Below are 15,421 nucleotides of genomic sequence, written 5' to 3' on the forward strand. Positions count from 1 at the left end.
GAATGACGGCAGCCGGTTTCTATAAATAAAGTAAACTTAAAGGCCGTCTGAAAACAGGAGGCGGAAAATTTTGCCTTTCCTGTTTCAGACGGCCTTGCTTAAAGCCTGATCAGATCAAGCTTTTCATTAGCCCAAAGCTTTTCTTGCGCCGGCAAAGAGGCGGTACCAGCCAGACAGTTCCGTCCAGTCTTCCGGTTTCCAGCTCATTTGCGCGGCACGGTACACGCGTTCCGGATGCGGCATCATGATGGTGACGCGGCCGTCGGCGTTAGTCACGCCGGCGATGCCTTGCGGCGAGCCGTTAGGGTTAAGCGGATAAGTTTGGGTCACTTGGTTTTGACCGTCCACATATTGCAGCGCAATGCCCAAATCGGCGGAGATATTGCCGCCGTGAAGCGCGAAGTCGGCGCGGCCTTCGCCGTGGCTGACCACGACAGGCAGGCTGGAGCCTTGCATTTCGTTCAGGATCAGGGAGGCTGATTTGGGGACATGAACCATGCTCAGGCGCGCTTCGAACTGTTCGCTCAGGTTGCGTTTGAACTTCGGCCATGTTTCTGCGCCCGGGATAATCTCGGCAAGGTTGCTGACCATTTGACAGCCGTTGCACACGCCCAATGTCAGCGTGTCCGGGTCGGCGAAGAAGGCGGCAAATTGGTCGCGCAGAGCAGGGTGGAACAGGATGGATTTCGCCCAGCCTTCGCCCGCGCCGAGTACGTCGCCGTAGCTGAAGCCGCCGCACGCCGCCAGCATTTTGAAGTCGGCAAGGTGGACGCGGCCTGCCATCAGGTCGGACATATGCACGTCGTAGGCATCAAATCCGGCGCGGGTGAAGGCGGCGGCCATTTCGATTTGTCCGTTTACGCCCTGTTCGCGCAGGATGGCAATTTTGGGTTTCGCGCCGCTGTTGATAAACGGCGCGGCGATGTCTTCGTTCACGTCAAATTTCACGTCAGCAAACAATGCGCTGCGTTCGTTGTCGCCAATCAGGGCGAACTCGCTGTCGGCGCAGGCAGGATTGTCGCGCAGGCGTTGGATGGCGTGGCTGGTTTCCTGCCATGCGCGTTGCAGGTCGGCGCGGTTTTGTTCCAATACGATGCCTGCTTGGTTGCGGATAACAATTTTCTCGTCAGTATCGATGGTCGCAACGGTATGCAGTGCCAAATCAGCTTCTTTAAACAAGGCTTCTACTGCCGCAACATCTTGTTTGGCAATTTGAATCACTGCGCCCAGCTCTTCATTGAACAATGCGCGGATGCTGGCTTCGTTGACGTCGGCTTGGTTGGCAACCAGTGAAGTCAAATCCACGTTCAAGCCGCATCGTGCCGCAAACGCCATTTCCACCAGCGTGGCAAACAGGCCGCCGTCGCTGCGGTCGTGATACGCCAAGAGTTTGTCTTCGGCGACAAGCTGTTGAATCACGCTGTAAAACGCTTTCAGACGGCCTGTGTCGTCCAAATCGGGCGCATCGCCGGTCATGTTGTTGTAAACCTGACCAAATGCTGAGCCGCCCATACGCGCTTTGCCGAAGCCCAAATCTACAAACAGCAATACGCTGTCTTCGACGTTTTTCAACTCGGGCGTAACGGTTTTGCGTACGTCTTGAACTGGCGCGAACGCGGAGATAATCAGGCTCAACGGCGAAACGACGGATTTTTTCTCTTCGCCGTCTTGCCACACGGTTTTCATCGACAGGCTGTCTTTGCCCACAGGAATGCTCAAATCCAATGCCTGACAGGCTTTGGAAACGGCTTCGACGGTGCGGTAGAGTTTTTCGTCTTCGCCCTCGTTGCCACACGCCGCCATCCAGTTGGCGGAAAGCTTGATATTGCCGATGTCGCCGATGTTGACCGCCGCGATGTTGGTGATGGCTTCTCCGACGCACATTCTGCCCGAGGCGGGCGCGTCAAACAGGGCGACGGTCGGTTTTTCGCCCATAGACATCGCTTCGCCGCGATAGGTGTTGAAGCCCATCATGGTCACGGCGCAGTCGGCCACGGGGGTTTGGTATTTGCCGACCATTTGGTCGCGGTGGGTCATGCCGCCGACGCTGCGGTCTCCGATGGTAATCAGGAAGTTTTTGGCTGCTACGGTAGGCAGGCGTAAAACGCGGTAGGCAGCTTCGGTAATGTCGATATCGCCGGCGTTAAACGGTTTTTCAGACGGCGTAACTGTTTTGTCGGTACGCGTGGTTTTAGGCGGTTTGCCGAGCAAGACGTTCAGCGGCAAATCGACAGGATTGTTAGAGAACAAATCGTCGCGCACTTTCAAATGGCCGTCGTCGGTTGCTGTACCGACTACGGCAAACGGGCAGCGTTCGCGTTCGCAGATGGCGCGGAAGGTGTCCAAATCTTTTTCCAAAATCGACAACACATAACGCTCTTGCGATTCGTTGCACCAGATTTGCAGAGGGTTGAGGCCGTGTTCTTCCAGCGGCACTTCGCGCAGCTTGAATACCGCGCCGCGTCCGGCATCGTTGACGAGTTCGGGGAAGGCGTTGGACAAGCCGCCCGCGCCGACGTCGTGGATGGAGATAATCGGGTTTTGGTCGCCAAGCTGCCAGCAGCGGTCGATCACTTCTTGCGCACGGCGTTCGATTTCAGGGTTGCCGCGTTGTACGGAGTTGAAGTCCAAAGACGCGTCGTTTGTACCGGTATTCATGGAAGAAGCCGCGCCGCCGCCCAAGCCGATAAGCATGCCCGGGCCGCCCAGTTGGATCAGTAACGCGCCCTCGGGGATTTCGTCTTTGTGTGTTTGTTGTGCCTGAATGCTGCCCAAGCCACCAGCAATCATAATCGGTTTGTGATAGCCGCGAACCTGACCGTCGAATTTTTCTTCAAAGGTGCGGAAGTAGCCCAAGAGGTTCGGGCGGCCGAATTCGTTGTTGAACGCCGCGCCGCCGATCGGGCCTTCAATCATGATGTCTAAAGGGGAAGCAATATGGCCGGGTTTGCCGTAGGCTTGTTCCCAAGGCTGCTCCAAGCCAGGGATATTCAGGTTGGAGACGGTAAAGCCGGTCAAGCCCGCTTTCGGACGCGAACCTTTGCCTGTCGCGCCTTCATCGCGGATTTCACCGCCCGCACCCGTTGCCGCGCCCGCAAACGGAGCGATGGCGGTCGGGTGGTTGTGTGTTTCCACTTTCATGATGATATGGGTATCTTCTTCGTGGAAACGATAGCCTTGGTTTTCCGCTGCATTTGGATAGAAACGCTCGATTTTCGCGCCTTCGATTACGGACGAATTGTCTTTATAGGCAACGACTGTGCCTTCGGGATGCGCGTTGTGCGTGTCGCGAATCATGCCGAAAAGCGATTTCGGTTGTTTTTCGCCGTTGAGGATGAAATCGGCGTTGAAGATTTTGTGGCGGCAGTGTTCGCTGTTTGCCTGCGCGAACATCATCAGCTCCACATCTGACGGATTGCGGTTTAAAGCCTGATAGTTTTCAACCAGATAATCGATTTCGTCGGCTGAAAGCGCCAAGCCCATTTCGGTATTGGCTTTGACCAATGCCTCTTTTCCGCCGCCCAATACATCAACGCTGGAGAAGGTTTCCGATTGGATGTGGTGGAACAGTTGCGCCGCTGCATCGATGTCGGTCAACACGCTTTCGGTCATGCGGTCGTGCAACAGGGCTGCCCATTGTTGTTTTTGCCCGTCGGTAAGCGCACCTTCCAACCATACGGCCATGCCGCGCTCGATGCGCTCAATGCCTTCCAAACCGCAGTTTTCGGCGATATTGGTTGCTTTGGAAGCCCACGGCGAAATGGTACCCAAACGGGGCGTTACCAAAAATAAATGCAAGCCCTCGCGCGCTTTGGGCGTTTGTTCAACGCTTTGCGCCGCCAGTAAGGCTTGCAGTTTTTCGACTGTCGCGGCATCAAGTGCTTTTTCGCTACCGACAAAATACCAAAATTCGCTGCTTAATTTGACTTCGGGCAGGCCGAGTGCGGCTACTTTTTGAAAGAGTTTTTCAACACGGAAATCGGAAAGGGCGGTTACACCGCGCAAGGGCAGAACAACAGACATGGATTCAGCTCACAAAATGCAGTTGGGGAATCCATTATTATACCTGAAAAATGCGATTTTGCTTGTGAATTTATACTTGAAATGTTGACAATTTTTACTTGTGAACAGAAGGCGGAAGAAGCCGTCTTTCCGTCCTTTTGTTTATTTTATATCTGATTATTCAGTTATTTTTATTTATTTTTGAAGGATTGGGCGAAATGGGGTCGGATAGGAGCGACGACATAAAGTGAGGATTATTGAATGGTTGTTTGTGATTTTTTTGCTGACAATAAGGCCGTCTGAAACCTTGTTTTCAGACGGCCTTGCGTTATCCTTTCTTTTTATTTCCCAGCATATCCAGCAATCCTGCTAAATGACTTTTTCCTTCTTCTTTACTCACAATCGGATCGCCGCCTTTGCGTCCTAGGATTTTGATGTCTTCCTGCGGCATTTCGTCTATGAAGCGGCTTGGCTCGGGGAACTGCCATGTACCTTGCTTTTTGCGTTTGAGGCAGTGGGTCAGTGTAAGCTGGCGCTTGGCGCGGGTGATGCCGACGTACATCAAGCGGCGTTCTTCTTCGACGTTGTCTTCTTCGATGCTGTCGTTGTGCGGCAAGATGCCTTCTTCGCAACCGACAAGGAAAACGTAGGGGTATTCCAATCCTTTGGAAGCGTGCAGGGTGGAGAGTTTGACGGCATCGACTTCTTCTTCGCCTTTACCTTCCAAAAGCGTCATCAGAGCGATGGTTTGGGCAAGCTCGATGATGTTTTTGCCGTCTTGCTCGCCTTTGCGTTCCAGCCAGCCGGTCAGGTCGGTAACGTTGCGCCATTTGATTTCGCCTGCTTTGCCTTCCTCATTGGCCAACAGGTGGTTTTCGTAGTCGATTTCTTTCAGTAGGTTATGAATAAGCTCGCCTGCTTCGCTGGTTTCGGCTTTGGCACGGTAGTTTTCAATCATATCCATGAAGGCTTGCAGGTGTTGGCGGTTGGTATGGTTCAACAGGGCAAGCGCTTCTTCAGTTTGCGCGGCTTCATACAGGCTGCATTCGTGTTCGTGCGCGTAGGTGTTGAGCTTACCCAGCGTTACATCGCCGATGCCGCGTTTGGGCGTGGTCACGGCGCGCAGGAAGGCAGGATCGTCGTTGGGGTTGGCAAGCAGGCGCAGGTAGGACAAAACGTCTTTGATTTCGGCTTTGTCGAAAAAGCTTTGTCCGCCGGAGAGTTGGTAAGGAACGCGCGCGCTGCGCAAGGCTTCTTCAAAAATCCGCGCCTGATGGTTGCCGCGGTATAACACGGCGAAATCGGCGTATTGGGTTTTGTCACCGCCGACCAGCTTCTGCTTGACGATTTGGCTGACGACCCAGTCGGCTTCGTGCTGCTCGCTTTGACAGGCAACGACTTTGACGATTTCGCCTTCGCCAAACTGAGACCAAAGTTTTTTGGTAAAGAGTTTGGGGTTGTTTTCGATGACTTTGTTGGCGATTTTGAGAATCCGCGCGGTGGAGCGGTAGTTTTGCTCCAGCTTGATGATTTTCATCTGCGGATAGTCTTCCTGCATTTTGCGCAGGTTTTCCATGTTTGCGCCGCGCCAAGCGTAGATGGACTGGTCGTCGTCGCCGACGGCGGTAAACATGCCTTCCGCGCCGGTCAAGAGCTTCATCAGGGTGAATTGGCAGGTGTTGGTGTCTTGGCATTCGTCAACCAACAGATAACGCAGCCGCCGCTGCCATTTGTTGCGCACTTCGCTGTTTTGCTGCAACAGCACGGCGGGCAGACGGATTAAGTCGTCGAAGTCTACCGCCTGATAGCTTTGCAGGGTTTCCTGATAACTGGCATAAACACGCGCTGTTTGTTGTTCCCACACATTGGAGGCCGTCTGAACGGCATCTTCGGGCGTTTTTAAATCGTTTTTCCACAGGGAAATTTGGTGCTGCGCTTTGAATACAGCTTCTTTGCCCGTACCGCCCAAAAGTTCGCCGATGATTTTCGCGCTGTCGGTAGAGTCGAGGATGGAGAAGTTTTTTTTGTAACCGATTTGATTGGCTTCTTCGCGCAGAATTTTCATGCCCAAAGAGTGGAACGTGCAAATCGTCAGCCCGCGCATTTGCGATTTGGGCAGCATTTTGGCGACGCGCTCCTGCATTTCCGTAGCGGCTTTATTGGTGAAGGTAATCGCGGCGACGGTATGCGGCAGATAGCCGACATTGACAATCAAATGCTTGATTTTTTGGGTAATCACGCCGGTTTTACCGCTGCCTGCGCCGGCAAGGACGAGCAGGGGGCCGCCAAGATATTGGACTGCGGCTTGCTGTTGAGGGTTGAGTTTCATTGAAGGAGGAAGACGGGTAATGTGGGGAGCAATTATACAACAAGGCCGTCTGAAATTTTCAGACGGCCTTGGGCGTTTTTTAGCGTAAACCTTATGCCAAATATTTCAATTTGCCCTTGAAGTCTTCCAGTTTTTCGTAGCCTTTTTGCGCCATGATGGCTTTTAATTCAAGGGAAATCCGTTCAAAAATGCCTACGCCTTGCTGGTGTAGTGCCGTGCCGATCTGCACCATGCTTGCGCCGCACAAGATGTGTTCAAACGCATCCCGGCCGCTGTAAACGCCGCCCGTTCCGATGATTTGGATAGACGGATCCAGTCTTTGATAGAACGCGTGGACATTGGCAAGAGCGGTCGGTTTGATATATTGGCCGCCTATGCCGCCGAAGCCGTTTTTCGGGCGGATCACGACGGATTCGTCTTCGATATACATGCCGTTGCCGATGGAGTTGACACAGTTGACGAATTTTAGGGGATGACGGTTGAACACTTCCGCCGCTTGATCGAAATGGACGATATCGAAATATGGCGGCAATTTGATGCCTAAAGGTTTATCGAAGTAGCTGAAGGCTTCGCTCAAAATCCGCTCGGTGGTTTCAAAATCATAGGCGATTTGCGGCTTGCCAGGGACGTTTGGGCAGGAAAGATTGAGTTCGGTAATGCCGTTGAATCCGCTGTTTTGCACTTTTTTTAACAACATATGCGTTTCATCGGGCGACATACCGACCAGTGAGAGGAAAAAAGCCCTTTTCGGATGAGACTCTTGAAGGGTAAGCAGGTAATCCAGATAGTAATCAATGCCTTGGTTTGGCAAGCCCATCGAATTGATGCTGCCGAGAGGAACATCATGATAGCGTGGCTCGGGGTTGCCTTGACGGGGGGAAAGCGTTGCGGTTTTGGTAACGAAAGTGCCTGCCGAAGACTGTCTGACGGCTTCCAATTCCTCAACAGTCATACACGCCACGCCTGCCGCATTCATCAGGCAGTTGTCCAAAGAAAAACCGGCAATTTGGGTTTGCAATGATACCATCTCCTGCTCCTTTTCTCTGTAAAATCAAAATGTTTGACAAGCGTAACATGAAGAGGCGGTACGATTTTTAACAAACATCAAATGACAGGGAATGTAGTCAGATGTTGTTTTCAATATTGAAAAAGGCCGTCTGAAAAACTCAAACGGTCTTTCAGACGGCCTTTACTATATGGCATCAATTAGGGAATAAAAGCTGTCGGCTGATTTGGCTATTGGGCTTTGAAAATCAGGCTAACCATTCGTTCAAAGCCGCCTCAAAACGTTTCAAGCCTTCGGCCATGTCTTCATCGTTCAGAAGCAGGCTGGGGGCGAAGCGCACCACATTGGCGCCGGCAACCAGTACCATCAGGCCGTGTTTTAAAGCGGCGGCGGTAATTTCCGATGCCTTGCCTTCGTATTCGTCTGCCAACACGCAGCCGAGCAGCAAGCCCATGCCGCGGACTTCTTTAAATACTCCGGTTTTTACGCCTATTTCACGCAAGGCCGTCTGAAGTTTTTGGCCTTGTTGCTCAACGTGTGCCAATGTTCCAGGCGCATTGATGATGTCAAACGCACGGCTGCCGACCGCGCATGCCATCGGATTGCCGCCGAAGGTCGAACCATGCGTTCCGGGGCCGAAGGTTGGGGCGATTTTATCGGTGGTCAGTATCGCGCCAATCGGGAAACCGCAACCCAAGGCTTTGGCGGAGCTGATGATGTCGGGTATGATGCCGTAATGCTCGTAGGCAAACAGTTTGCCTGTATGGCCCATGCCGGTTTGCACTTCGTCCAAAATGAGCAAGGCGCCGTGTTTGTCACACAAACGGCGTGCGGCTTGCAGGTATTCTTGGGTGGCAGGCAAGATGCCGCTTTCGCCTTGAATCGGCTCGATAATCACGGCGCAGGTTTTGTCGCCGACGGCGGCTTCCAATGCGGCAATATCATTAAATGGAACATGGGTAATATCTGACGGCAGCGGCGCGTAGTCTTTGCTGTATTTGGGCTGGCCGCCGACGGATACGGTAAACAGGGTGCGGCCGTGGAAGCTGTTGAGGCAGGAGATGATTTCGGTTTTGTGTTCGCCAAAATGATCGCGGCCGTATTTGCGTGCCAGTTTCAGTGCGGCTTCATTGGCCTCTGCGCCGGAATTGCAGAAAAACACTTTGTCGGCAAAGGTGTTTTCGACCAGTTTTTTAGCTAATTTTTGTGCCGGTTGGGTGGTATAGATATTAGAAATGTGCCAGAGTTTTTGCGATTGTTCGGCCAAGGCCGCGATCAAATCGGGATGGCAATGGCCCAGCGCGTTCACAGCAATACCGCCTGACAGGTCAACGTATTCTCGTCCTTCGGTATCCCAAACCCGGCTGCCGAGCGCGCGTTCCGGAATCATGGGTGCGAATGAGAAATTGGGCGTCAGGTAGTTTTGCATGTTCTTTTCCTTTTAATATTGTCAACAATTTCTTGAATTATGCGCCTATTGATTGAGAGATTCAATATGGTAATCAGGCCGTCTGAAAACTGGCTTTCAGACGGCCTGATGCTTATTTATGCTTGATTTCCCAGCATTGATGGATTTTTTTGTTGCGGAAATCGTCGGGAACGGACTGCTTGGAAATGTCTTTGACGGCGTATTGTTCCGCGACCGAATCGTCCAACACAAAGCTGCGCAAGTTGTTGGAGAAATACAGAATGCCGTCTGAAGCGAGCAGGTTCATTGTGCCGTCAATCAGCTTTTTATGGTCGCGCTGGATGTCGAGGATGTCGAGCATCTTTTTGCTGTTGGAAAAGCTGGGCGGATCCATGACGATCAGGTCGAACTGTTTGCCTTCGGCGGCGGCATTTTGCAGATATTGGAACACGTCGGCGCGGACGATTTTGTGTTGTTCGGTGTCGATGCCGTTGAGTTCGAAATTGCGTTTCGCCCAATCGAGATAAGTGTTGGATAAATCGACGGTTTCACTGGATACCGCGCCGCCGGTGGCGGCATAGACGGTGAAGCTGCCGGTGTAGGAAAACAGGTTGAGGAAGCGTTTGCCCGCCGCGGTGTCGCCGACTTTTTTGCGCGTGTTGCGGTGATCGAGGAAAAGGCCGGTGTCGAGGTATTTGTCGAGGTTGACCCAAAACTTGCGGCCGTTTTCCATGATGACGAAATCGTCGCCGGTTTTGCCGGTTTTTTCGTACTGTTGCAAGCCTTTTTGGCGTTCTCGGCGCTTGAGGTGGATTTGTTCGGGCGCAAAACCGGTCACAAAACCAATGGCTTCCAATACTTCGGCAAGCCATGCTTCGTATTCTTCAGGCTGCATCAGCCAGCCGGTATCGTATTCCTGAAGGTGGATTTGGTTGCCGTAAACATCGACGGCAAAGGGAAATTGGGGAATATCGCGGTCGTAAATGCGCCAGGCTTCGATGCCGTTGCGTTTGGCCCATTTCATAAGATGTTTGATATTTTTGCCCAAGCGGTTGGCAAATGGGGTAATGTCGGTCATGGTTTCAGACGGCCTTATTGGGGAAGTTTCCAGAATTGATCAGCAGGGACGTAGGCGTGGCGGTCAAGCATATAGAGAATTGTATCGTCAGGCGCAACCATGGTGGCGCGGTCAGTCTTGCCTTTAAAGGGGAACACGATTCGTGCTTCTGAGGCGTTTTTGATGTCGATACCGTAGCTGGTTCTGCCGCTTTCTAGTTTGTATTGGTTTTGAGTGTATTCGTAAACGGTTTCTTTGCCTTTTTCGTCTTTGACGGTAAAGCTTTTTTCGGCAAAGGTGATTTCGGCTTTGCTACCGTCGGACGCAACGGCCTTCCATTCGCCGCGATAACTCTCCGATCCGCTGCACGCGCCGATCAACAGGGCGGTAGCAAGTGCAGGTAATAAGGCGGCGGTTTTGAAAAACTTCATGTCGGCTTCATCCGTGCTGATTCAATAAAACGGCATTATAGCTTGATTTTGCAGTTGCAGCCTGTTTTGCTTGACCTGGGCAGTTTTCTCCTTTATTATCCGCCGTTCGCCTTTTGATACGAAGCCATCGTCTTCCAACCTAAACCGCCGTTTCGGGCGCGTTTCTTTTATTGCTTGCTTATTGGCAAAGCCTTTTCTGTGCAGGTTGTCGTCGATGTTAACCACAAGCAAGATGCTTGCGACAACCCTGTAACTTCACATTTCCCGTATCGTTACTTTCCTTTGCTTCAGGTCGTCTGAAATTGTTCAGGCGTGCGCGTTGTTGTCTCTTTAGGATAGCCATGTCTATTAAATTTGCCGATTTGAACCTTGATAAAAACATCTTGTCCGCCGTGCGCAGCGAGGGTTATGAAAGCCCGACGCCGATTCAGGCGCAAGCCATTCCGTTTGCTTTGGACGGCCGCGACATCATGGCTTCGGCGCAAACCGGTTCCGGTAAAACCGCAGCCTTCCTGCTGCCTACCTTGCAAAAACTGACCAAACGCAGCGAAAAACCAGGCAAAGGCCCGCGCGCGTTGGTATTGACCCCAACCCGCGAACTGGCGGCTCAAGTGGAAAAAAATGCGCTGGCGTATGCTAAAAATATGCGTTGGTTCCGTACTGTCAGTATTGTCGGCGGCGCATCTTTCGGCTACCAAACCCGTGCCCTGAGCAAACCGGTTGACCTGATTGTTGCCACGCCGGGCCGTCTGATGGACTTGATGCAAAGCGGTAAAGTCGATTTCGCCCGCTTGGAAGTACTGATTTTGGACGAAGCCGACCGTATGTTGGACATGGGCTTTATCGACGACATCGAAACCATCGTCGAGGCCACCCCGACTGACCGTCAGACTTTATTGTTCTCCGCCACTTGGGACGGTGCGGTCGGCAAACTCGCGCGCAAACTGACCAAAGACCCTGAAATCATCGAAGTTGAGCGCGTGGACGACCAAGGCAAAATTGAAGAGCAGCTGCTGTACTGCGACGACATGCGCCACAAAAACCGCCTGCTCGACCACATCCTGCGCGACGCCAACATCGACCAATGCGTGATTTTCACGTCCACCAAGGCCATGACCGAAGTCATCGCGGATGAATTGTACGAAAAAGGTTTTGCCGCCAACTGCCTGCACGGCGATATGCCTCAAGGCTGGCGTAACCGCACGCTGATGGACTTGCGCAAAGGTCGCTGCAAAATTTTGGTTGCCACCGACGTTGCCGCACGCGGTATCGACGTACCAACCATTACCCACGTTATCAACTACGACTTGCCGAAACAGGCTGAAGACTACGTTCACCGCATCGGCCGTACCGGCCGCGCAGGCCGTACCGGTATTGCAATTACTTTTGCCGAAGTGAACGAATACGTCAAAGTACACAAAATTGAAAAATACATCGGTCGTAAATTGCCTGAGCTGACCATCGAAGGCATGGAGCCGACACGCAAACGTAAATCCGCAGGCGGCAAGCCGAAAGGCAAAGGCGGCTGGGGCGATCGTAAATCCGGCGGCTGGCGCGGCGATAAGAAACCGGCTAAAGAAGGCTTTGGCGGCAAATCACGCGGCGAAGGCCATAAAAAAGACGGTTTCAAAAAAGATGGCTTTAAGAAAGACGGTTTCAAGAAGTCTGACGGTTTCAAAAAAGGCGGTGAAGGCTTTAAAGGTAAACGTAAGTCTAACGATGGCTTTGGCGGCAAACATAAAAAAGGTTGATTGCTTCAATCTTAAGGCCGTCTGAAATAAGACGAAAGGGCGTGTGAAGACACGCCCTTTTTTATGGTTTCGAGTTTTCACATATAAAAAAAGCGTGGGATTGGCCCCACGCTTTTTCAGACGGCCTCTTACAAAGCGGCCAATACGGCATCGCCCATTTCGGAGCAGGAAACCAGTTTGGTACCTTCTTCGTAAATATCGCCGGTACGCAAGCCTTGTTGCAGTACTTTTTGTACGGCGTTTTCAACTTGTTGCGCGCGTGCTTCGTCGTTCAGGCTGTAACGCAGCAACATGGCAAGAGACAATACGGTCGCCAGCGGATTGGCTTTGTTTTGACCGGCAATGTCAGGAGCAGAGCCGTGAGACGGCTCGTACAGGCCTTTGCCATTTTCGTCCAAAGAAGCGGAAGGCAGCATACCGATGGAGCCGGTCAGCATGGAGGCTTCATCAGAGAGGATGTCGCCGAAGATGTTGCCGGTGGCAATCACGTCAAATTGTTTGGGTGCGCGTACCAACTGCATGGCGGCGTTGTCCACGTACATATGGGAAAGTTCGACATCAGGGTATTGTTTGCCGATTTCTTCAAAGATTTCGCGCCACAGTTCGGTGGTTTCCAAAACGTTGGCTTTGCCTACGGAGCAGACTTTTTTGCTGCGTTTTTGGGCGGATTGGAAGGCAACGTGGGCAATACGGCGGATTTCGCTTTCGCTGTATTTCATGGTGTTGTAGCCTTCGCGTTCGCCGTTTTCCAAAACACGGATGCCGCGCGGCTCGCCAAAGTAAATATCGCCGGTCAGTTCGCGTACGATAAGGATGTCGAGGCCGGCTACGATTTCCGGTTTCAGAGTGGAAGCGTTGGCCAGCTCGGGATAAAGGATGGCAGGGCGCAAATTGGCAAACAGATTCAAGTCTTTACGGATGGCCAACAAGCCGCGCTCAGGACGTAATGGACGGTCGAGATTGTCGTATTGAGGAGAACCGACTGCACCAAGCAGAACCGCATCGGCTTTACGGCAAAGGTTTTGCGTGAATTCTGGATAAGGATGGCCGTATTCGTCATAGGCTTCGCCGCCCAAAGGCGCATATTCGTAGCTGACATCCAAACCTTGTTCGATAAGTTTGTCGAGTACACGGACGGTTTCTGCAACGATTTCAGGGCCGATGCCGTCGCCGCGCAAGATAGCGATATGTTTGGTCATTTCGGGTTTCCTTATGGGAAGGTTTTAGGTAAAGGGCAGGTCGCCTGTTTTTCAGACGGCCTTAAATCAATTTGCTCTGAAAACGCTGATTGTACCATTATGGTACTGGTAAAGCTGGGTAGAAATTGCGTAGGCAGAGTCTTCAAATGCCTGCAGGGCAATATTCGCCATTGCCTGCAAAGCCTCTTCATCGGATGGGCTGCAAACGAGCAGGGCATTGCGTGCCGGGACTGCAAAAACAGGGTTGGCCGGCAGCATAGGATCATCTTTAAGTACTTCGTCCAAAAGCAAAATCAAGGAAGCATCATAGTCGTTGTCCAAATGGATTTGAGCCAATGACCAGCCTTCGGCATGATGAATTTGAACACGTCCATTCATCCGTTGGCGCAAATTATCCATGGCGGTACGATACAAGGCGTCTTCATCTTCAATACCGGCCTCTTTCATATGCTCACGATTGAGCGTATGCATGGATTCGTCCGTATCCACCATATAAAGCAACATGATATCGCCTGCAATCGGTTTGTATACCAGGTAATCGGCAGGTTCGTCTTTGTCCGTATTTGTAATCAGTCTGACGTTTTCCAGATAAATTGTATTTTTAATCGTCGGAAGAATTTGTTGTGCTGAAACACTGGCATCAGTGTCCTGAATCTTATTGATAACCGCTAAATTGGCAGCAACAATAGCCTCCAAGGCCTCGGGATTTTGCAGATAACTTGTGTAATGGTTGCTCAAATATGTGCTGAACGATGCTTCATCGTCTTCGGAAAACTGGACGATGATAGGCGAAGAAGCAATGTTTTCGCCCCAGTCAATTTTCGCCTCAAGATCCAATTCTTCTTGGATACGACGGGCAAAGTATTCGACAAATTCCTGCCAAGTCATTAATTTAGGTTTGGAGCGGAACAACCTGCTGAAAAAAGACATATTGTGTCCTGAATAAGAGGATAAGGCCGTCTGAAATATTATAGACGTTCAGTTTCAACACGGATTTTAAAAACAACTTTGCGTATGTTTGCCCTGTCGCCGACCAATGGGGCATGCGCATCATTCGGGAAAAATAGCGCAAATTCGCCTGGCTCCAAGGTCAGCCAAGTTTCCGGCTCGCAGTCGAAAAATTCGATATCGCGCTTTTCATTGTAGCCTAAACCGTTTTTCAGACGGCCTCTGTCTATCCAGCCGTATGTTTCGCTGCCATCAATCGGCGTTTGAATATCAATATGTTTTAAGTGAGCTTCAGGCTGGGCTTCGCATTTAGCCCTCATCGTCTCGCTGCCGATAAAAATACGGATATTGGGATTCTCGCATGGCATTTGGCCGTCTGGCAGATTGGCAAAATCTAGGGTCTGCAACAGATGGAAGGCCTCGGCAAAGTCGGGATGCAGGGCAGCGTAGCGGGTGGCATTGCTTATGGTGTCGGTAATCATGGTATGGTTAGGTAGAATTAAACTTCAGGATATAGAGAAGCCAATACGGTTTTCAGGATGCTTTATTTGGATTTTGACAACAAGGCCGTCTGAAAAGGCTTTTTATGGAGTTGTGTTTTGCAGATTCAAAGTGGAAGCATAATGTTCCGCAATAGGAATGCGCTTGCGGCTGACTTGGTTTATATCGCTGCCTTCTTTAGTCCATAAAAACGGAAAGAACGTGTAAACGCTGTCGCCATTCAAATCATGGATTTCTTCGCACCAATTTTCCCAACGCAGGTTTTCGTAAAACAACTACAAATCACCGGTCAATGCCCAATTTAAGAAATCACCATAACCTTTACCGCAATCTTCCCATTCCAAGGTATCCGGTGGCAGGTAAAAAACATTGCCTACTTTGCCATCTAATCCCCCACCGTTTATGGCAAAGTAGCCGCCCGCGGCATCATCGGCAAACAGATAATAGGGAGCAGAGCCTGCTGGCTCGGATTGTGTACGGCCTAGATTCCAACTTCCCAAACCACGGGGTAGTTTCGCACTGCCGGAACCCAGTATCCGCAACCAGCCGTCGTCAATCAGGATGCCGCCGGTTTCATAAACGACAGCGCCCATAAACGAACGTGTTGTTACTTGGGTTTTGACAAGTTCTTCCTGTGCCTTTTCAAGTGTACGAGGCAGGACTTCAACGCTGTTTGTCGCTTCCGCAAGCCACTCTTGAATCAATGGCCATGCAGAGTCTTGGGTTTGGATTAATTCGTCGAATGATCTCATGGACTATTCCAAAACATTTAGTAAAGGCCGTCTGAAA

11 protein-coding genes and 1 pseudogene are annotated in these 15,421 nt (G+C 51.4%); 1 reads left to right on the top strand and 11 read right to left on the bottom strand.

The features are described from left to right. Positions 1 to 126: 126 nt before the first annotated feature. From purL to HMPREF2596_RS11300, 7 genes are all read right to left on the bottom strand, one after another. Positions 127 to 4,023 (bottom strand): phosphoribosylformylglycinamidine synthase, encoded by a 3,897-nt coding sequence (gene purL, locus HMPREF2596_RS04695; protein WP_070849945.1) that lies wholly within the window; start codon positions 4,021 to 4,023, stop codon positions 127 to 129. Positions 4,024 to 4,330: 307 nt separating this feature from the next. After that, complete coding sequence (gene rep, locus HMPREF2596_RS04700; RefSeq protein ID WP_070849947.1) at positions 4,331 to 6,331, bottom strand: DNA helicase Rep; 2,001 nt, start codon at positions 6,329 to 6,331, stop codon at positions 4,331 to 4,333. Between the two features lie 91 nt (positions 6,332 to 6,422). Further along, complete coding sequence (locus tag HMPREF2596_RS04705) at positions 6,423 to 7,358, bottom strand: dihydroorotate oxidase (RefSeq protein WP_070849949.1); 936 nt, start codon at positions 7,356 to 7,358, stop codon at positions 6,423 to 6,425. Positions 7,359 to 7,584: 226 nt separating this feature from the next. Next, complete coding sequence (locus HMPREF2596_RS04710; RefSeq protein ID WP_070849951.1) at positions 7,585 to 8,766, bottom strand: acetylornithine/succinyldiaminopimelate transaminase; 1,182 nt, start codon at positions 8,764 to 8,766, stop codon at positions 7,585 to 7,587. A 112-nt stretch (positions 8,767 to 8,878) separates the two neighbouring features. Then, entirely contained in the window at positions 8,879 to 9,823 is a 945-nt protein-coding gene (locus HMPREF2596_RS04715) for a class I SAM-dependent methyltransferase (RefSeq protein ID WP_070849953.1), read from the bottom strand. 14 nt (positions 9,824 to 9,837) lie between these two features. After that, positions 9,838 to 10,233, bottom strand: a complete 396-nt coding sequence (locus tag HMPREF2596_RS04720; protein WP_070849955.1) for a glycosyl transferase — start codon at positions 10,231 to 10,233, stop codon at positions 9,838 to 9,840. Between the two features lie 21 nt (positions 10,234 to 10,254). Then, positions 10,255 to 10,458: a hypothetical protein gene (locus tag HMPREF2596_RS11300; protein WP_070849957.1), complete on the bottom strand. Its 204-nt coding sequence runs from the start codon at positions 10,456 to 10,458 to the stop codon at positions 10,255 to 10,257. A gap of 116 nt (positions 10,459 to 10,574) precedes the next feature. Here HMPREF2596_RS11300 and HMPREF2596_RS04730 point away from each other — a divergent pair, with 116 nt between their 5' ends. Beyond that, a complete protein-coding gene (locus HMPREF2596_RS04730; protein WP_070849959.1) occupies positions 10,575 to 11,984 on the top strand; it encodes a DEAD/DEAH box helicase in 1,410 nt (469 codons plus the stop codon). Between the two features lie 128 nt (positions 11,985 to 12,112). On the opposite strand, the gene leuB is transcribed toward HMPREF2596_RS04730, so the two are convergent. The 4 genes and pseudogenes from leuB to HMPREF2596_RS04750 all read right to left on the bottom strand — a co-directional run bounded on the left by leuB (position 12,113) and on the right by HMPREF2596_RS04750 (position 15,384). Then, positions 12,113 to 13,183 (bottom strand): 3-isopropylmalate dehydrogenase, encoded by a 1,071-nt coding sequence (gene leuB, locus HMPREF2596_RS04735; RefSeq protein WP_036490965.1) that lies wholly within the window; start codon positions 13,181 to 13,183, stop codon positions 12,113 to 12,115. Positions 13,184 to 13,249: 66 nt separating this feature from the next. Further along, complete coding sequence (locus HMPREF2596_RS04740; protein WP_070849960.1) at positions 13,250 to 14,113, bottom strand: DUF1444 family protein; 864 nt, start codon at positions 14,111 to 14,113, stop codon at positions 13,250 to 13,252. Between the two features lie 38 nt (positions 14,114 to 14,151). Next, on the bottom strand, positions 14,152 to 14,613 hold the full coding sequence (locus HMPREF2596_RS04745) for a NanQ anomerase/TabA/YiaL family protein (protein ID WP_070849962.1): 462 nt from the start codon (positions 14,611 to 14,613) through the stop codon (positions 14,152 to 14,154). A gap of 102 nt (positions 14,614 to 14,715) precedes the next feature. Then, positions 14,716 to 15,384 (bottom strand): annotated as a pseudogene (locus HMPREF2596_RS04750) (DUF2625 domain-containing protein). Positions 15,385 to 15,421 lie beyond the last annotated feature (37 nt).

Source organism: Neisseria sp. HMSC078C12, from assembly GCF_001838065.1.
Lineage (GTDB): Bacteria > Pseudomonadota > Gammaproteobacteria > Burkholderiales > Neisseriaceae > Neisseria.